This is a genomic window from Clostridium sp. BL-8, from assembly GCF_002006495.1.
In the GTDB taxonomy this organism is placed as follows: domain Bacteria; phylum Bacillota; class Clostridia; order Clostridiales; family Clostridiaceae; genus Clostridium.
Genome location: NZ_LZZL01000017.1, coordinates 34,967 through 54,040, shown reverse-complemented (window position 1 = coordinate 54,040; position 19,074 = coordinate 34,967). Strand labels below are relative to the sequence as shown.

At 27.4% G+C, this 19,074-nt stretch carries 16 protein-coding genes; 15 read left to right on the top strand and 1 reads right to left on the bottom strand.

Annotated elements, in window-relative coordinates; translation table 11 throughout:
* The first annotated feature begins 25 nt into the window (after positions 1-25).
* The 3 genes from CLOBL_RS08035 (at position 26) to aspS (ending at position 4,909) form a co-directional block, all read left to right on the top strand.
* Entirely contained in the window at positions 26-1,450 is a 1,425-nt protein-coding gene (locus tag CLOBL_RS08035; protein ID WP_077858546.1) for a coproporphyrinogen III oxidase, read from the top strand.
* A 218-nt stretch (positions 1,451-1,668) separates the two neighbouring features.
* Positions 1,669-2,922: a histidine--tRNA ligase gene (gene hisS, locus CLOBL_RS08030; protein ID WP_077858545.1), complete on the top strand. Its 1,254-nt coding sequence runs from the start codon at positions 1,669-1,671 to the stop codon at positions 2,920-2,922.
* A 196-nt stretch (positions 2,923-3,118) separates the two neighbouring features.
* Positions 3,119-4,909, top strand: coding sequence for an aspartate--tRNA ligase (aspS, locus tag CLOBL_RS08025; RefSeq protein WP_077858544.1), 1,791 nt, complete (start codon positions 3,119-3,121; stop codon positions 4,907-4,909).
* Between the two features lie 260 nt (positions 4,910-5,169).
* On the opposite strand, the gene CLOBL_RS08020 is transcribed toward aspS, so the two are convergent.
* Positions 5,170-5,877, bottom strand: a complete 708-nt coding sequence (locus CLOBL_RS08020) for a hypothetical protein (protein ID WP_077858543.1) — start codon at positions 5,875-5,877, stop codon at positions 5,170-5,172.
* Positions 5,878-6,216: 339 nt separating this feature from the next.
* On the opposite strand from CLOBL_RS08020, the gene CLOBL_RS08015 reads away from it, so the two are divergent.
* The 12 genes from CLOBL_RS08015 (at position 6,217) to CLOBL_RS07960 (ending at position 19,023) form a co-directional block, all read left to right on the top strand.
* Positions 6,217-6,909 carry a DUF554 domain-containing protein gene (locus CLOBL_RS08015; protein WP_077858542.1) on the top strand — a complete coding sequence of 231 codons (693 nt, stop codon included), beginning with the start codon at positions 6,217-6,219 and terminating at the stop codon, positions 6,907-6,909.
* 75 nt (positions 6,910-6,984) lie between these two features.
* Complete coding sequence (locus CLOBL_RS08010) at positions 6,985-7,746, top strand: PhzF family phenazine biosynthesis protein (RefSeq protein WP_077858541.1); 762 nt, start codon at positions 6,985-6,987, stop codon at positions 7,744-7,746.
* Positions 7,747-8,201: 455 nt separating this feature from the next.
* The gene (locus CLOBL_RS08005; RefSeq protein WP_077858540.1) at positions 8,202-8,894 is read left to right on the top strand and encodes a Wzz/FepE/Etk N-terminal domain-containing protein; all 693 of its coding nucleotides are present in this window, start codon (positions 8,202-8,204) and stop codon (positions 8,892-8,894) included.
* A 71-nt stretch (positions 8,895-8,965) separates the two neighbouring features.
* Entirely contained in the window at positions 8,966-9,622 is a 657-nt protein-coding gene (locus CLOBL_RS08000) for a CpsD/CapB family tyrosine-protein kinase (RefSeq protein WP_242953802.1), read from the top strand.
* The gene (locus tag CLOBL_RS07995) at positions 9,619-10,842 is read left to right on the top strand and encodes a glycosyltransferase family 4 protein (RefSeq protein WP_242953801.1); all 1,224 of its coding nucleotides are present in this window, start codon (positions 9,619-9,621) and stop codon (positions 10,840-10,842) included. The genes CLOBL_RS08000 and CLOBL_RS07995 overlap by 4 nt, the downstream gene beginning before the upstream one ends.
* 96 nt (positions 10,843-10,938) lie before the next feature.
* Positions 10,939-12,075, top strand: coding sequence for a glycosyltransferase family 4 protein (locus CLOBL_RS07990; RefSeq protein WP_179117704.1), 1,137 nt, complete (start codon positions 10,939-10,941; stop codon positions 12,073-12,075).
* 76 nt (positions 12,076-12,151) lie between these two features.
* Complete coding sequence (locus CLOBL_RS07985) at positions 12,152-13,249, top strand: glycosyltransferase (RefSeq protein ID WP_077858536.1); 1,098 nt, start codon at positions 12,152-12,154, stop codon at positions 13,247-13,249.
* A gap of 104 nt (positions 13,250-13,353) precedes the next feature.
* Positions 13,354-14,568: a hypothetical protein gene (locus CLOBL_RS07980; protein ID WP_077858535.1), complete on the top strand. Its 1,215-nt coding sequence runs from the start codon at positions 13,354-13,356 to the stop codon at positions 14,566-14,568.
* A gap of 44 nt (positions 14,569-14,612) precedes the next feature.
* The gene (locus tag CLOBL_RS07975; protein WP_077858534.1) at positions 14,613-15,665 is read left to right on the top strand and encodes a glycosyltransferase; all 1,053 of its coding nucleotides are present in this window, start codon (positions 14,613-14,615) and stop codon (positions 15,663-15,665) included.
* Between the two features lie 49 nt (positions 15,666-15,714).
* The gene (locus tag CLOBL_RS07970; protein WP_077858533.1) at positions 15,715-16,695 is read left to right on the top strand and encodes a glycosyltransferase; all 981 of its coding nucleotides are present in this window, start codon (positions 15,715-15,717) and stop codon (positions 16,693-16,695) included.
* 17 nt (positions 16,696-16,712) lie between these two features.
* On the top strand, positions 16,713-17,966 hold the full coding sequence (locus CLOBL_RS07965; RefSeq protein ID WP_077858532.1) for a polysaccharide pyruvyl transferase family protein: 1,254 nt from the start codon (positions 16,713-16,715) through the stop codon (positions 17,964-17,966).
* Positions 17,967-17,994: 28 nt separating this feature from the next.
* Positions 17,995-19,023: an acyltransferase family protein gene (locus CLOBL_RS07960; RefSeq protein WP_077858531.1), complete on the top strand. Its 1,029-nt coding sequence runs from the start codon at positions 17,995-17,997 to the stop codon at positions 19,021-19,023.
* The last annotated feature ends 51 nt before the right edge of the window (positions 19,024-19,074 follow it).

The window sequence follows — 19,074 nt, the reverse complement described above, 5'->3', positions numbered from 1 at the left end:
ATAGCACATTCTTTAAGGAGCAATGATGAAAGTTAAAGTTTATTTAAATGATCTTAAATTTAGATATGAAGTATATCAATTATTTAATGTCTATTTTTCAATGACGGAAATTGATTTCATAGATAAAGATAATGCAGATTATATTTTTTATATTGATGATAAAGGTTTAAGATTTGAATATAAAGATTATTGCAGAGAAGAATCTTTAGGAGAGGATGTTAAGAACTCTCTGAGAAGATTTCTTTTTCTGTGTTTAAGAGATTTAACCAATGATATCTATCCATGGGGAATTTTAATTGGTATTAGGCCTTCAAAGATAGCCCTAAAGCTAATAAAAGAAGGGAAAAGTGAAGAAGAAGTTATTAAGATATTTAAAGAAAAATATTTGGCTCATGAAGATAAAGCAAAATTATGTATAGACGTTGCAAAAGCTGAAGAGAGAATAGTAAATAAAGATAAAAATAATATTGCTATCTATATAGGAATGGCATTTTGCCCAACTAAATGTCTTTATTGCTCATTTACTTCCAATCCAATAGGTGTCTATAAAAAGATGGTGATGCCATATGTAGAAGCTTTAATAAAAGAGATTAGAGGCATAAGTAAATATATAGATAAGAAAAATCTTAACATAGAATCTGTATATTTTGGAGGGGGAACTCCAACATCTGTAAGTGACGGCGAATTTATGATGGTTATGGATGAAATATATAATAGTTTTATTAAAGGACATAAAGTTAAAGAATTTACCGTGGAATGCGGAAGGCCGGATACTTTAAATAAAAATAAGTTAATAACTATGAAAGAGTGCAACGTAACTAGGATAAGTATTAATCCTCAAACTATGAATGATAAAACCTTAAAGCTTATAGGAAGAAGTCATTCCTCAGAAGATATAAAAGAAAAATTTATGATGGCAAGAGAATTGGGATTTGACGATATTAACATGGACATAATAATAGGGCTTCCAGGAGAAACTCATAAAGAAGTACTGCATACTAAAAATGAATTAATGAAATTAAAGCCAGATAGTGTTACAGTTCATGGCTTGGCTCTAAAAAGAGGGTCTAGAATGTATGAAGAATTTATTCTTAAAAAGGGAATAAGTTTAGTTTCTCAAGAAGAAATAATAAAAATGTATGAGGAAAGTAAAGATTTGGCGGAAAAGTTAGATATTTCACCATATTATATGTATAGACAAAAAAATATGGTTGGAAATATGGAGAATTTGGGGTATGCTAAAGAGGGGAAAGAATGTATATACAATATTCAGATGATCGAAGAAAGACAGACTACAATTGCACTTGGAGCTGCGGCAGTAAGTAAAGTTATATTTTTAGAAGAAGATAGGCTTGAAAGATTTCCAAATCTTAAAGATCTTCATGAGTATATTTCGAGAATAGATGAAATGATAGAAGGTAAAAAGAAATTATTAGATACTTTATATTAAGAATTAATAACTTTGAACTTTTAAAATTTATATAAATAATGTACAATTGTCTATGGATAATTATGCTTAAACTTACAAACTGTAATAAGTTTAAGCATAAGAATGGAAATTCTATTAGAATTTCGTGTTATAGCAGTTAACTGTATGCAGGATACCATAACAGGCAGAAGGTGTGTTAACTGTGAACTTAATAAATATCGTGATTTGGAGGAATTTAAATGGCAATGGAAATGCAAGCACCAAAGGGTACAAAGGATATGCTGCCTGAAGATGCGTATAAGTGGCAGTACATAGAAAATGTATTTAGAGATGTAGCTAAGACGTATGGAATTAGAGAAATTAGAACTCCAATGTTTGAACATACAGAATTATTTCTAAGAGGTGTTGGTGATACAACTGATATAGTTCAAAAAGAGATGTATACGTTCAATGATAAAGGGGATAGAAGTATAACTTTAAAGCCAGAAGGAACTGCGTCTGCAGTTAGGGCCTTTGTAGAAAACAGACTATTTAATGAAGCGCAGCCTACAAAGTTATATTACATAACACCAGCTTTTAGATATGAAAATGTTCAAAAAGGAAGACTTAGACAATTTCATCAATGTGGATTAGAAGTATTTGGATCAAGTGCAGCTTCAATGGATGCGGAAGTTATTGCTGTAGCTATGGATACTTTAAAGAAATTAGGATTAAAAAGCTTAAGCTTAAACATAAATAATTTAGGATGTCCTGAGTGTAGACCTAAGTATAATGAAGCTTTAAAGAAATTTTTGCAAGAAAATTATGATGGCCTATGTGATACATGCAAAACTAGATTTGAAAAAAATCCAATGAGAATATTGGATTGCAAGGAAAAGAAGTGCCATGAAATAACAAAAAATGCGCCAACAATTTTAGAGTATGTTTGTGAGGATTGTGCTACGCACTTTGATAAGGTTAAAGAATATTTAGATATTCTAGGATTACCATATACAATAGATCCAGGTATAGTAAGAGGATTGGATTATTATACAAAGACAATATTTGAGATCTTAACTTCTGATTTCACAGTATGTGGAGGAGGACGATATGATAAACTTATAGAAGAGCTTGGTGGACCAGATATGCCTGCAGTAGGTTTTGGCATGGGAGTTGAAAGGTTAATCATGACTCTAGAAAAAGAAGGTATAGAAATACCAAAGGAAAACTTGTTTGATTTATATATAGGTGCCAGAGGCGAAGAAGAAAGCAAATTTGCCTTTAAGCTTGCTAGCGATCTTAGAAATCTTGGAGTTAAATGTGAAATAAACCATATGGGTAGAAGCGTAAAAGCTGAAATGAAATATGCCAATAAGTTAGGTGCAGCATTTACAACTATTTTAGGTGAAGATGAATTAGCAAACAAAAAGGTTAATTTAAAGAGAATGAGTGATGGAGAAACTTTTGAAGTATCTCTAGAAAGCTTAGAAGAAATAGCTAAAGTAGTTAAATAGTAATATGACTATTATAAAGTAAGTGATGAATTGACAATTGATGATTAGTGCCGCATATAGGCTGTCGCATGCCAATTTATAATATAAATAAATGAAATCCTGTTGGGGATTTCATACAACTGTAAAGAGTTAACTGCCCACGGGGTAACCGAAGGGGCATAAACTGTTAACTGATTAAGTAGGGAGGATTTTAGTAATGGGTGAATCTTTAAATGGATTAAAGCGTACTATGATGTGCGGTGAACCTAGAGAAGAACATGTAGGTAAAAAAATAACTTTAATGGGATGGGTTCAAAGAAATAGAAAGCTTGGAGGACTTGAATTTATTGATTTAAGAGATAAAACAGGTATTATGCAGGTAGTTTTCGGAGAGGAAATAAATGTAGAAGCTTTTGAAAAAGCAAAATCAGTAAAACCGGAATACTGCATAGCTGTGACAGGTGAAGTAGTTAAAAGAGAAAGTGTTAATGAAAACATGCCAACTGGTTTTGTTGAATTAAAATGCGAAACTATAAAAATTCTTTCAGAATCAGAAACACCACCAATATATATTAAAGAAAACTTAGATGCAGCAGAAAATATAAGATTAAAATATAGATATTTAGACTTAAGAAGACCAGATATGCAAAAAATATTTGCAATTAGAAGTAAAACAACAAAAGCTATTCGTGATTACCTAGAAGAACATAATTTCTTAGATGTGGAAACTCCAATTTTAACAAAGAGTACTCCAGAAGGGGCTAGAGATTACTTAGTGCCTTCAAGAAATTATCCTGGGATGTTTTATGCTCTTCCACAATCACCACAAATATTTAAGCAATTATTAATGGTATCTGGATTTGATAGATATTATCAAATTGCTAAATGTTTTAGAGATGAAGATTTAAGAGCAAACAGACAGCCAGAATTTACTCAGGTAGATATGGAATTAAGCTTTGTAGAACAAGATGATATAATGGCCGTAAATGAAGGGTTAATTGCTCATGTGTTTAAAAAAGTAGCAGGTGTTGATGTTAAGCTTCCAATTAAGAGAATGACATTTAAAGATGCTATGGAAAAATACGGTTCAGATAAACCAGATTTAAGATTTGGAATGGAAATCACTAACATCACAGAGGATGTTAAAGATTTAGATTTTGTAGTATTTAAATCTGCAATAGAAGCTGGTGGATGTGTTAGAGCCTTATGCTTAAAAGGTGGAGCAGAACTAGGAAGAAAGCCATTAGATAAGTTAGGCGAGTTTATTAAAACTTATAAGGCAAAGGGTCTTGCTTGGATTCAACTTAAAGAAGATGGTGTTAAGTCATCAATTGCTAAGTTCTTGACTGATGATGTAACTAATTCTATAGTAAAGACTATGAATGCTGAGAATGGTGATGCAATTCTTATAGTGGCAGATAAAGATTCAGTTGTATTCCAAAGTTTGGGTGCTTTAAGATTAGAGCTTGCTAAACAATTTGATTTAATTAAAGATAAAAATGAATTTAACTTTACATGGATTACTGAATTCCCACTATTTGAATATAGTGAAGAAGAAGAAAGATATACAGCTTGTCACCATCCATTTACAGCACCAATGGATGAAGATTTAAATTTCATTGAATCTAATCCAGGAGCTGTTAGATCTAAGGCTTATGATTTAGTATTAAATGGTGAAGAATTAGGTGGAGGATCTATAAGAATTCATGATATGGCTCTTCAAGAAAGAATGTTTAAAGCTCTTGGATTTACACAAGAAGCAGCATGGGAAAGATTTGGATTCCTGCTTCAAGCATTTAAATTTGGACCACCACCACATGGCGGCTTAGCATTTGGTCTTGATAGAATGATAATGTTTTTAGCTGGAACAGAAAATATTAAGGATGTTATTGCATTCCCTAAGAACCAAAATGCGTATTGCTACTTAAGCGAGGCTCCAAATATAGCTGATGAAAAACAACTAACAGAGCTTGGAATTGGAATACTTCATAAGAAAGACGAAAATTAAAAAATATTAAAAATGCATTGAGGAGTACATTTATCTGGCACTTTAGGCTAACATAAATAAATACTCATTACTTGCTAAGGCATAGAGAATATTATTAGAAGAAGCTCCTATACTAATTAAAAGGTTTAGTATAGGAGCTTTTTTATAGAGAAATATAATTGAATTTTCATAACATAAAAATATAAATAATAAACATGTTATATTTATTAGGCGTATGACTATACTAATGTCTATATTTATCTAAAAATTACAATGAGCAATTAGAAAAGTATAGGAGCATTAGTATTTAATATGTCAATAAATCTTTTATTTAATAGAGGTTCTTCAATAGCATTGTCACAGGCGAATTTAAAGGCATCAAAGGTCATAGAAATATCTTCTTCAATTAAATCTTTTGAATCCTGCTCTATGGAATTTTTCACAAAACTAAAGGTATCTCTAGGATTATTAAAAATCTTTACAAATAGTTTTTGATTAGAATGATTATCCCAAGTATTATTGAAAGTATCACAAAAAATATTTAATTTTGAAATTAGTAAATCATAATCTACAGACCATAAGTCATTTAATAGGTCATATGTTTTCTTCATAGAATTTACAGATTCTAGATTTATGTTTGAATCATTAAATTTTAATGTTTTGTTAATTATAGTATCAAAGTTTAACATTGGAATATAAAGATTATCAGATTTACGATCAAACCAAATAAAGAAAGAGGTAGGCAGATACACATATTTCAAAAATCCGAGTAGGCTGTAAATACAAGGGTAAACTGCCCAACCGCATTGTAAGATATTTTTATTTACGTCTAAAATACCTGTATAAACTATTTTAGAGTCTTTAGATATTCCTTTATTATCAAAATATCCTTCCCATAAATTGTTGTTCTTAATAATTTCATTTTCCCAAAAGGATAAATTATTATAACGATTTTTTTTAAAAGTATTTAGCGTCATAGTAGCTTCCAATGATAAATTCCTCCTCTCAATAACTATATAATAATAAATTAAATCTAGATTATTGTGAATGAACTAATTCAGAATTAGTTTGCTCAATATATGTTATTTGACTCATTGTATTTTTTGGAATTAATTAAATAGTAAAAAATATTATACGGTTTAATTATATGTAATAGTAAATTACAGTTAAGAGGAAGTATGCTATAATTAATCAGTACATACTCTGATAGGCGAAATAAAAGTTTTGATATTTTTGTTTTGTATTTGGAACTAGAATTATTAAATGATTTTAATATAAATTAATTTGATTATTGAAAAATTATATAGATAGAGCATGGAGGAAGTAAAATGTTAGGAACAATAGTTAATTCGTTAGCAATAATAGGTGGATGTTTAATAGGACTTATTGTAAAAGGAAGGTTAACAGAAAAGATTAGCAAGACTATAATGAATGGATTGGCTTTATGTGTACTATATATAGGTATAGCAGGAGCACTTAAGGGACAAGATACATTGCAAATAATAATCTGCATAGCAATAGGCGCATTAATTGGCGAAATCATAGATATTGATAATAAGTTAAGCAATTTAGGGGAGTTTATAGAGAAAAAAATAAATAGTAAAAGAAAAGATGCTACAAAAGAAAAGATTTCTATAGCTGAAGGCTTTGTAACATCAAGTTTGCTATTTTGTGTCGGTGCAATGGCTGTAGTAGGATCGCTTCAAAGTGGTCTTCAAGGAAATAACAGTACTCTTTTTGCAAAATCAATATTAGATGGAGTATCTTCAATAATATTTGCATCATCTTTAGGTATAGGAGTAATGTTATCTTCGATAGCTATATTTATTTACCAAGGAAGCATTGCGCTTCTAGCAGGAGGACTTTCCACAGTGCTCACTGATAGTGTAATAGCCAATATGTCAGCAGTTGGAAGTCTTTTAATTGTGGGACTTGGATTTAATATGCTAGGGGTATCTAAGATAAAAGTTGCCAATTTACTTCCGGCTATATTTTTACCTATTGTATATGGATTATTTTGATTAAATATAATATTAATTAATTGATCATTATTATAAAAGAGTTACAATAAGAGTATATGTAAGGAGGTAGAAACAGTGAAAATACCAATGTATCAAGTTGATGCATTTACTGAACAATTATTTAAAGGAAATCCGGCATCAATATGTATATTAGATAAATGGATTGATGAGAAATCAATGCAAAATATAGCTATGGAAAATAATTTGTCTGAAACTGCTTTTTGCGTTATTAAGGATAATATATGTGAACTTAGATGGTTTACTCCAGAAGAAGAGATAGATTTGTGTGGACATGCCACTCTTGCTACAGCTTATGTATTATTTGAAATCTTACATTATCATTCAGATATAATAAAATTCACAACCCAAAGTGGTATATTAACGGTAGAAAAGCAAGGAGATAGTATGACTATGGAGTTCCCAAGTAGAGAGGGAATCAAGTCTGAAATAGAAGAACAGTTAGTGAAAGGTTTAGGAAAAGAACCCAAAGAAGTATATCAGTCAAGAGATTTAATGGCAGTATATGATAATGAAGAAGACATAAAAGAATTAACTCCTAACATGGAAGTTTTGAAATTAATAAATAACTTTGGAATTATAGTAACTTCAAAAGGTGAAAATTCAGATTTTGTATCAAGGTATTTTGCGCCATCCTGTGGAGTTTTAGAAGATCCAGTTACAGGTTCAGCTCATTGTACTCTAATTCCATATTGGTCAAAAATTTTAGGAAAGACAAAGATGACTGCCCACCAATTATCTAAAAGAAGTGGAGTGCTTGAATGCGAGTATGCGCATGATAAGGTTAGGATATCTGGAAAGGCTAGATTGTTTTTTTAGGGAGAAATTTATTTAACCTAATCCAAAAAAGTTATATAATAAAGATTTAAATAGATAAGACTATAAGAAAAAATTCCTAGAGTTAAGATATATAATATATAAAATAGGATAAACATTTCTCAAATTTAAAGTAAATGTTTATCCTATTATTTTTTTTGCTTTTTATGAGGAACTTATAATATAGAAAATCTATGGATAATTTATGAAACAAGCTACCAATTAGATTCCCTATAGAAAAAAACAAAAAAATTAAATGGATAGATATGGAATAAAAATTACTATGTAACATATTAATAATTTATATAGAGATAAAGTAAGTGAACTGCTAGTAATAATAAGGAGAATAATGTGTAAAATTATTTGACTTTTACTAATGAACAAATGGGAGAGAGCAGAATATATGAGTTTGAAGAAAGAACTATAACAAAAAAATATTTAGATGGAGAATGAAGCAGATGAATGAGGATGTCGTAAAAATTCAAGAACTAGTAACCGCATTGAAGAAAAGGTGGAAATTAATATGCCTTATAACAGTCATTATAACCATTCTATCCATAATTACAAGCATTTTTATAATTACTCCTAAATATGAGACCAAGACTAAAGTTTTCATAGGAAAAGAAGGGGCAATAAATAAAGGTGTAGCAGATGAGAATTATAGTGGGTATGATGTGGAAATGTATCAAAAATTATTAAAAACATATGCTGAGGTCATTCAAACTAATGACTTGATAGAAAAAGCAATTGATGCTGAAGGATTAGACTTAAAATCAAAGGATGTACTTAAAAATTTAAAAGTTACACCAACTACAGATACTCAAATTTTAGAAATCAACTATATAAATAAAGATAAGGTGGTAGCTAAAAATATCTTAGATTCAATAACAAGTGAATTTATGTCTGAATCAAAACAGCTTATACCAAATGGTAATGTAAAAATAATCGAAAGTGTAAGGATTCCTGAGGAGCCAGTAAGTCCTAATAAGAAAATAATTATAGTAATCTCATTTTTTACTGGATTAATGATAGGTATTGGATTAAGTCTCTTCTTAGAATTTTTAGATAATACTTTTGAAAATAAGGAAGAAATGGAACAAGAATTAGGTTTGCCAGTATTAGGTGCTATTCCTGATTTTATTAATCAATAGAGGAGGATATTATGCTGTTATTTAAGAAACATAATAAAAGAAAAAAGGTGTTAAAAAGGAAAAGAAATGTTATGTATACAGTAGAAGATAATCCAAAATCAATAGTTGCAGAAGCTTACAAAACCTTGAGGACTAATATACAATATTCTTCCTTTGATAATGAAATTAAAACCTTAGTAGTTACGAGTGCTGAAATGTCAGAAGGAAAATCAACTGTAGCCCAAAATATAGCATTAACATTTGCACAAAGCGAAAAAAAGGTTATTCTCCTAGATTGTGATTTGAGAAGACCATCAGTACACATTAATTTAAATGCATCAAACTTAATAGGAATTTCAGAAATATTATTAGGAAAGGTTCAGATTGAAGAAGCTGTACAGAAACATAATGACAATCTTTACTTTTTGACTTCAGGGAAAATACCACCAAATCCGTCAGAAATGTTAGCCTCATCTGCAATGTCATATTTAATAGAAAAATTAAAGCAAGATTATGATATTGTAATACTCGATACAGCACCGCTAAATTTAGTTACTGATGCTCAAATACTTTCAACAAAAGCTGATGGAACTGTTTTAGTAGTAAGAGCAGCTAAAACAAAGAAAGATGTAGTTATTGAAGCGAAGGGGTTATTAAACATGGTAGGTGCAAACATAATAGGAACTGTATTGTATGCAGTAGAAAACACACGCGATAAATATTGCAACTATTATGAAGGGGAAAAATGATGAAAGTATTGTCGGTAAATAAGTTTTATTATAAAAAAGGTGGAAGCGAAACATATTTTTTTGAGCTTAACGAATTATTAAAAGAAAATAATATAGAAGTGAGCCTGTTTTCTATGAAAGACGAAAAAAATTATAAGAACAATTATGAGAAATACTTTGTTGAAAATATAGATTATTCAAACATGAACTTACTGGAAAAAATAAAAAACGCTGTTAAAATTGTTTATTCAATTGAGGCGAAGAATAAAATAAATAAACTCATAAAAGATAAGAAGCCTGATATAGCTCATCTGAACATATTTCAACATCAGTTATCTCCATCTATTATTCATGCACTTAAAGATAATAATGTAAAGATTGTTAATACAGTACATGATTTAAAAGTTATTTGTCCAAATTATAAAATGTTAAATTCTAATGGAATTTGTGAAGAATGTAAGGGTGGTAGATATTACAATTGTGTAAAGCATAATTGTATAAAAGGCTCAAAATTGAATAGTATGGTTTGTGTTTTAGAGGCGTATGTGAATAAGTACCTTAAAAGTTATTCTTATGTAGATAAGTTTATTTGTCCAAGCAAATTTTATAAGCAGAAACTTATTGAATTTGGATTACCAAAAGAAAAGATTGAATATCTACCTAATTTTGTAGATGTAAATAAATTTACCCCAAACTTTAAAGTAACTAGCAATTATTTTGCATATATAGGAAGACTATCAGAGGAAAAAGGAATTAAAACACTCATAGAAGCTATGAAACATATAAAAAATATTGATTTATATATAGTTGGGGATGGACCACTTGGAGATGAACTAAAAGAGCAAGCTTATAACTTAAACATCAATAACATAAAATTTTTAGGCTTCAAGGACGGAAATGAGCTAGAGCACATAGTAAGGGAAGCTAAATTTATAGTTGTTCCTTCTGAATGGTATGAAAATTGTCCTATGACAATAATTGAATCAATGGCATATGGAAAAGGAGTATTGGGATCAGACTGTGGTGGTATACCAGAATTAATCAAAGATAAAGTGAATGGCCTTATTTTCAAAAATGGAGATAAAGAAGATTTAGCTGAGAAGATAAATTATTTAATAAATAATCCGGAAGAAACTAAAAAAATGGGAGTCATAGGAAGAAAAATTGCAGAAAATGAATATGATAAAAAATTTCATATAAATAGGTTAATAGAAATATATGATGAGGTGTTAAGTAAATAAGAGATTTAAATTATAAGATATTTCAAATAAAGAAATACATTATTAAATACCAAGCAATAAATCATTTATAGAAAGGAAGAAATAATGAGGATTGCAATGATTGGACAAAAAGGTATTGCAACAAGTGCTGGTGGAGTAGAAAAACATGTTGAAGAAATATCTATGAGATTAGTTAAGGAAGGTCATCAAGTTACAGTATATTATAGAGATACTTTCATGAAAAAAAATATGAAAGAATATAAAGGCATAAGATTAATAAAAATAAAGACATTTAAGTTCAAGTCACTAGATGCAATTGTGTATACATTAAAAGCTACAGCAAATGCTCTATATAATAACTATGAGGTTTACCATTATCATGCATTAGGTCCGGCATCGTTAAGTTTCATTCCTAAATTATTTCAGAAAAAAGTAATTGTAACAGTACATGGATTAGATTGGAAAAGAGATAAGTGGGGCAAATTTGGAAAAGCATATTTGAAGTTTGGAGAATTTATAGTAGGAAATTTTTCAGATAGGGTTATTTGTGTATCGGATAATATAAGGAAATATCTCGTGTGTAAGTATAAAAAGAGAGATGATTTAAATACAATTTTTATACCCAATGGAGTTAACATAGAAGAAGGTATAGGAGCGAGTTTAATTAAAAGATATAAATTAAAGGAAAATGATTATATATTGTTCTTAGCAAGGCTGGTTCCAGAAAAAGGAGCTCATTATTTAATTCAATCATATAATCAACTAAATATAGATGTAAAACTTGTTATAGCAGGAGGCGATAGTTTTACTAAAAAATATATGAAGTACTTAAGAAGTTTATCAAGAGGAAATGATAATATTATATTTACAGGAAATGTGTCTGGACAATTATTGAATGAACTATATACAAATTGCTTATTTTATGTGTTACCATCTGATATTGAAGGTATGCCATTAAGTCTGTTAGAAGCATTATCATATGGAAAATATTGCGTAACTAGCGATATAGACGAGAATAAAAGTGTTATAAATTATGATATTTTAGGAACTACTTTTATTAAAGGAAATGTAGATAGTCTAAAAAATAAGATTTTATTAACATTAAGCAGTGACTCATATAAAAAAAATAGTGAAGAAAGAAAAAAATATATTAAAGAAAGATATAACTGGAATGAGAGTACTTATAGTACAGAAGCAGTGTATAACAGCTTATTTTCTAAAACGGAAAAGATTAAATGTAATGAAGTTACTTGATAGTTCACATAGTTAATTTAACTGTATATATGTTAAGGGAGTATATAAATAACAAACTATTAATAGGAGAATAAATATGAACATATTATATGTTACATTTTCACTTACAATAGGAGGAATAGAAAAACTTTTGGTTGATATTGTAAATACAGCTGCAACCAGGAGAAATAGTAAAATATATTTATGTATAATTAATAAAAAATATGATGAGTATTTAATTAATAAAATTAAGCAAAATGTAAAAGTTATTATTTTAGATAGGCCGGTTGGGGGAAGTAAGCTTAAATATATTATAAAGTATACAAAATCAGTAATTAAAAATAATATTGATATTATACATTGTCAGTGTGAAAATTCAGTTAAGTTTTCATTACTTTGTAAAATTATAAAACCAAAAATAAAAATATTTACAACAGTACATGATACTCAGATTTATCTAAGATTAAAAAAATATGAAACTGTAATTGATAAATTTGTGTGTAAAAAAATTATTGCAATATCAGAAGCTGTAAGAAAAGAAATACTATCTAGAGGAATTCCAGAAAGTAAAGTAGTTAGAATATATAATGCTATTGATTTAAAAAAATTTAAAAGTGATAAAGAAGAAAAAAGAGTAGATAAAAATAAATTTATTATAGGAAATGTTTCGAGATTAATGCCGGAAAAAAAGGGTCAAGACATATTAATAAAGGCTATTAGTAAATTAAAAGAAGAAAATTATAATATAGAATGTTTATTTGCAGGAGAGGCGCCTATAGAAGAAAATGATAATTTAGAGAAACTAAAAAAGATATGTGAAGAATGGGGAGTAAAAGAGAATATTAAATTTTTAGGCAATGTATATGATATTCCTAAATTATTGAGTTCAATAGACATATTTGTTATGCCATCTAGATATGAAGGATTTGGAATAGCTTTAATTGAAGCTATGGCTAAAGGGGTGCCTTGTGTTGCAAGTAACATTGATGGACCAAAAGAGATAATTAGGAATAATGAATATGGAATGTTATTTGAAAGCGAAAATTATTATGATTTAGCAGATAAAATAAAATATATTATTAAAAATATAGACAAAATGAAGAGTGATGAGATTCAAAAATATGTGATATCGAATTTTAATATTGAATCAATGATGGAAAACTTATATAAAGTTTATGAAATCACAGCTAGTTAAAGTATCATTAATATAATTCTATTTTATGAGAAGAGTCTCTATAATACTAAAAAGTGGGATGAAAAAGTTTTTCATAGTAGTAACATTGAAAGAGAGGAATGAGCTTGGATAAAGCATGTATAAATGATATGAATAAACGTATATTCGCATGGATATGTTTTTCTATATTTTTATTCTCATTTTACATAAGGGAAGCTGTGTTTAAATCAGGTGCAAATATAAATGTAATATTCATTATAACTGTAATTATATATATATATATAAACAAAAAGTCTATAAATCCAACAATGCTTATTTTTCTACTTTTCATAATGATATACACATTTATAATAGATTATTTTATAAATTCTAATTCAATAACAATTATAATAGGAAATATTTGCATGGTATTTATCCCAATGCTGTTATTTACAATTAGAGTGGAAGAAAAGAATTTTGAAGAAATATTAATAACGTGTTTAAAGATAATTAATTTCTTTATTATTATTATTTTTAGTATTGGGATTGTAGATTCATTTATAAATTTCTCCATAATGAAATTTGTTGGCGAGTATATTGCGCCGGGGTTGAATGATTGGATTAGTGATAATACTAGTGAATTAATATTATATAGATATACTTCATTTATGGGACATCCTTTATTTACTAAAGAGTTATTCATATATTTTTTTTTACTAAATAGTATATGTGAAAAAAAGTTATTAAATAAGAATTTGGTAACATTAATATCATTAATAGGAGTGTTACTAACGGGAAGTAAAACTGGAATTGTACTAATTTTATCATGCATAGTAGGTCTAGAAATTAAGGATGCTAAATTTAAAAACATAATAATATCATTTATATTAATTCTTACTGCGTATTGTATAGGCTTCTTTGATACTGTCATATTAAGGTTTCAAAGTGAAAGCTTAACAACAGGTAGAAGTGAATCTATTCAATATATTAAAGAATTAAATTTTATAGATTATAAATTTTTTTCTGGATATGGAGAAAGAATTCATTCGATTTTTGCAGATATAGTGGGAGAAGTTTATGCAACTGCTTCATTAGAGTATCCATTTAGAATTTTATTGTATAAGTATGGAGTAGTTTGTTTATGTATGATAATTATTTATCTTATTATTTATCCTACTCTATATTTTTTAAAATATAAACAATTCTATTTACTATTTGCATTTATTATAAAGGTAATAGATATTAACACATATAATGGTTTGATTTTTAAAGCTGATAATATGATTTTATTTGTGTTATTTACCTATATATTATTAGGTATATGTAACAATAAAAATAAAGCTATAAAAAAATCAGGTTAGTCGGAAAGAATGAATTATATTGGTTGTATAAAAGGAGAAAATGTATGATTCAATTAAGTATAATAATTCCTGTATATAATGTTCAAGCCTATTTAGAAGAATGCTTAAATAGTATTGTAAATCAAAATATTGATAATTTCGAAATTATAGTAATAAATGACGGATCTACTGATGGAAGCGAAGATATAATAGATAAGTTTACTAGAAGGTATAAATTCATAAAAAAGGTAAATAAAAAAAATGGAGGGCCAGGAGCAGCTAGAAATATAGGAATAAAATTAGCAGCTGGTAAATACATTGGATTTATAGATAGTGATGATTATATAGAAAAGAACATGTTTAAAAATATGCTAGACATTGCAGAAAAAACTGATTCGGATATTGTAATGTGCGATGTAGAATTATTTAAAGATAATGAAAGAGAAAAGAAATGGTATTTAAGTACAAAAAAGAAAAATTACAATAAGATTATAAATAATGAAGAAGTGCTGAAATTATATTTGAGTGATAGGATTAAAGGATTTGCATGGAATAAAATATATAAAAGAAGCATTTTTATAGAAAATAATATTGTGTATGAAGAAGGAGTATATTATGAGGATATCTACATGAGCTTAATATTATTTACTTATGCAAAAAATATATATTTAGTAAATAAAGCTTACTATAAATATAGGCAAAGGGACGGAAATATAACAAGTGGAATTACAGAAAAACACTTAGAAGACTATAACAATAATACTAAAAAATCTATAAACTTTATGAATGAGAATAAATTATTCGAAGAACTAACAGACTATAAAAAAGCTTTTGAAGTGAGTTTTATGAATTCTATTTTAGAGTTATATTATAAACACTTCGATTTTAATACAAAGAAAATAAATGAAAATTATTATAAGTATTTCAATGAATATAATTATGATATAAGTTATAAAGATATATTTTTTAAAAGTGCTCTTAATTCTGAGCATAAAAAAAAGTATATATTAAATAAGTTTGGTATTTATGTATATATAATGAAATATAAATCCATGATTAAAAAATTATTAATAAATAAAAACTTAGAAAGTAAAGTTAATAAAGGCATCGGACTTTAGATGAGAAGGTTGAAAATTTATAAATTGTAATAGATTAGAAGGGTAAAGAATGAGAAATATAGCTATAACATTAATAATTCCAGTATACAATGGCGGAAAATATTTAGCACAAATGCTTGAGTCTGTTTATAATCAAACATTTAAAGACTTTGAAATAGTAATAGTTAACGATGGATCAAATGATAATTCAGAGGAAATAATATTTAATTATTTAGAAAAACATTCAAATATAAAATATTTAAAGCAGGAAAATAAAGGACAAGCCGAAGCAAGAAACAAAGCATTAGGTCAAATAAGAGGAAAGTACACTCTATTTTTAGATGCAGATGATTTTATTGAATTTGATATGTTGGAGAAGATGTATAATAAGTCTGAAATAAATTTTGCAGATATAGCTATTTGCGCATATAAAAAAGTATATGATTTTGAATGTAAAGATAGAGAAAAGATTGTTTTTGATTCGAATGAAAATAGAATATATACAAATGTTGAAGTTATGGAAATGATGTTAGACGGAAAAGTTCAGGGATATTTATGCAATAAAATGTTTTTAAGTAAAAATATTTTAGAAAATGAAATGCACTTTGAAAAAGGCAGAATAATAGAAGACTTATTACCTGTGTTTAAACTGGTAAGTACAGCACAGCGAATAATATTTATAAATGAACCTTTATATAATTATAGACAACATTTGGATTCTACACTTCATAAAAAGATTAAAACTTTGATAGATGATCGTTATTTTGCATGCACAGAAATTTATAAGTATGCAAGAAAAAATACTGATATCAAAGATAGCAAATGCTTTTTGTTTATGTTAAAATCACAAATTGCATTTATATATGATGCTTTAAGTTTAAAGGTTAAGTGTGGGAAAGAATTTTATAAAAAATATACAATAGAAGATTTTTCAATATACAAGATATTATTTGATTTAAATATATCATTTAAACATAAGATTAAATTTATTTTATTTAATATTAGGGTATTACATTTTTATTATAAAGTGAAGAAAGCGTTATTAGAGTAATTTATGGGGTAGTGTATATGAAGATAAATATAAGACATATAAGTAATACTTTTAATAATGGAAGTTTTATGATGGCAATAGTAACGATAAAGGCTATTAATAAAAGTATTCAAGATGTTAAATTTTATGTTGATGCAAGCAGTGATAAAGATTTAGAAAGGTTAAAAGATGAGACAGGAGTAGAGAATATTATTAGATATAATATAGAGTATAGAAAAGATTTCTTTAGAAGATGCATAAATAAATTAAAAAGAATGATTCTAAATAGAATTGTAAATAAAATAGATGACGTAATAATTATTGGAGGAGATGATATATCAGAATACTATTCAATCAAAGGGTTAGAGAAAGAATTAGCCAAGCTAAAAGAAGAAAGTAAAAATAAAAATATAATTTTACTCGGGCAAACTCTTGGTCCATTTACACAAGGTAGAGGAGAGCTTGCCAGATTAAGTCTTAAAAATGCTAAAATTTATACTCGAGATGATAAATGTTTAGAATATTTATTAGATTTAGGTTTTAAAAATGCAAAATTTGGTAGGGATTTAGCATTTAGTGAATTACCTATGCAATATAAGGCTAAGAATATATTAGATAAGTATGAGCTTGAAGCAAATGGATATGTTACAATAGTCACTTCTGGATTAATTGAATGTTATACAAATGAATTTGATAAATATATTGAAGAACAAGTAAATATAATAAAAAAGGTTTTGATTAATGATAAGTTGAAAGATAAAAAGGTAGTTTTATTACCACATGTAACAAGACCAAAAGATAATGATGACAGGGGAGTTATAAAGGAGATATTAAATAGGCTGGAGATTATATATCAAAAAAGAATTACTGCTATATATGATGAGTTGTTGGCATCAGCGGCAAGAGAAATTTTGGGGAATGGATTGTTTACTATAACTGGAAGGATGCATGCTGCAATATCAACGTTATACATGAGAAAGCCAACAATTACTCTGTCATATAGTGTTAAATATGAAGGTGTTATTAGCAGAGGTATGGATATGAAAGAATTGGTGATTGAATGTACAGATGAGGAATTGTGGGGAAGTGGCAAAATAAGTGAACTTGTAGATGAGAAGGTTAACTATATTTTAGAAAACTACGACAATTTAATAAAAAAAATAGATATTAAGGTGTCAGAAGCAAGTAAAATAGTACAAGATCAGTTAAATGAAGTGTCAGATAATATAAAATTCAGAAAAAATCAAAAATCTAAGGCTAATATTAATAATAGTGAATTTAGTGTAGAGTAAACTTGTTAATATCTATGGGAGATAAGAAATGAAAAGAAATCAATCAATGGATTTGTTAAAATTAGTATCAATTTTTTCTGTAGTTATAATTCACAATCCGTTTAGTATGCACTTAGGCTTTATAATGGATACAATTTTTAGATTTAGTGTACCAATATTTTTTATGATTACAGGCTATTTTATTGCAAAATCAGTTAATATAACAAGAGCTTTAAATCATCAGATGATAAAATTAGCAAGATACTACTTAAAGTACGAAGCAGTTTATATATTTTATGAATTTATTATTGCAATACTTAAGAGGGATTTCTCAACTTTTAATGATAACCTATTAATGAATATAAAGTATATTTTAATTGCACCTACCATAGGGGTTCACTTATGGTATGTAATTAATATAATTTGGGTAATGATGATTGTTTATATTTTTAATAAATTAAATAAATTTAATATCTTGTTTATTGCAAGTAGTATATTATATTTAATTGGGATAATTCTTTCTAATCTGGCACAACAAGTATTTCAACAAGAATTACCTTTATATGTAACTCGAAACTTTCTTTTCTATGGATTATTTTATGTTATGCTTGGAATATATATATCAAAAATAAACATAAATAAAATCAAATTTAATAATAATTTTATTTTACTTATTTCTATTGGATTTTGTTCAGCACAAGTTATGGAAAAACATTTATGGAAATTATTATTAGGATCAAATTTTGGAGAGTATTTTTTAACTACTATATTTGCATCCGTAGGAATATTCATATTCACATTACGGACAAACGTTAATAATAAATATATAAAAAAAATTACCAGTTACTCTATGCCTATATATTTTCTTCATCCATTGATTATAAGAATATTAAAATTAGTATTTTCACATATTTCTAAATTTAGTATAAGCGCAATGACAAATACTATAGTAGGAAATTTTGTATTTATTTTGTTAGTATGCATGTTTTCATGCTTGTTATATGATTCTTTTAAAAAAATGAAACTAGTAACAACCCAAAAACTTCTAAACCCTATTAAAGAAATGGGGTATAAATAATAGTTAATCGTATGTGATTTAGTATATTATTTCTTATAAACCTGCAGTGTA

Coding starts and splice junctions, on each gene's coding strand:
- CLOBL_RS08035 (WP_077858546.1), top strand. CDS start 26: ATGAAAGTTAAAGTTTATTTAAATGATCTTAAATTTAGATATGAAGTA.
- hisS (WP_077858545.1), top strand. CDS start 1,669: ATGGCAATGGAAATGCAAGCACCAAAGGGTACAAAGGATATGCTGCCT.
- aspS (WP_077858544.1), top strand. CDS start 3,119: ATGGGTGAATCTTTAAATGGATTAAAGCGTACTATGATGTGCGGTGAA.
- CLOBL_RS08015 (WP_077858542.1), top strand. CDS start 6,217: ATGTTAGGAACAATAGTTAATTCGTTAGCAATAATAGGTGGATGTTTA.
- CLOBL_RS08005 (WP_077858540.1), top strand. CDS start 8,202: ATGAATGAGGATGTCGTAAAAATTCAAGAACTAGTAACCGCATTGAAG.
- CLOBL_RS08000 (WP_242953802.1), top strand. CDS start 8,966: ATGTATACAGTAGAAGATAATCCAAAATCAATAGTTGCAGAAGCTTAC.
- CLOBL_RS07995 (WP_242953801.1), top strand. CDS start 9,619: ATGATGAAAGTATTGTCGGTAAATAAGTTTTATTATAAAAAAGGTGGA.
- CLOBL_RS07990 (WP_179117704.1), top strand. CDS start 10,939: ATGATTGGACAAAAAGGTATTGCAACAAGTGCTGGTGGAGTAGAAAAA.
- CLOBL_RS07985 (WP_077858536.1), top strand. CDS start 12,152: ATGAACATATTATATGTTACATTTTCACTTACAATAGGAGGAATAGAA.
- CLOBL_RS07975 (WP_077858534.1), top strand. CDS start 14,613: ATGATTCAATTAAGTATAATAATTCCTGTATATAATGTTCAAGCCTAT.
- CLOBL_RS07970 (WP_077858533.1), top strand. CDS start 15,715: ATGAGAAATATAGCTATAACATTAATAATTCCAGTATACAATGGCGGA.
- CLOBL_RS07965 (WP_077858532.1), top strand. CDS start 16,713: ATGAAGATAAATATAAGACATATAAGTAATACTTTTAATAATGGAAGT.
- CLOBL_RS07960 (WP_077858531.1), top strand. CDS start 17,995: ATGAAAAGAAATCAATCAATGGATTTGTTAAAATTAGTATCAATTTTT.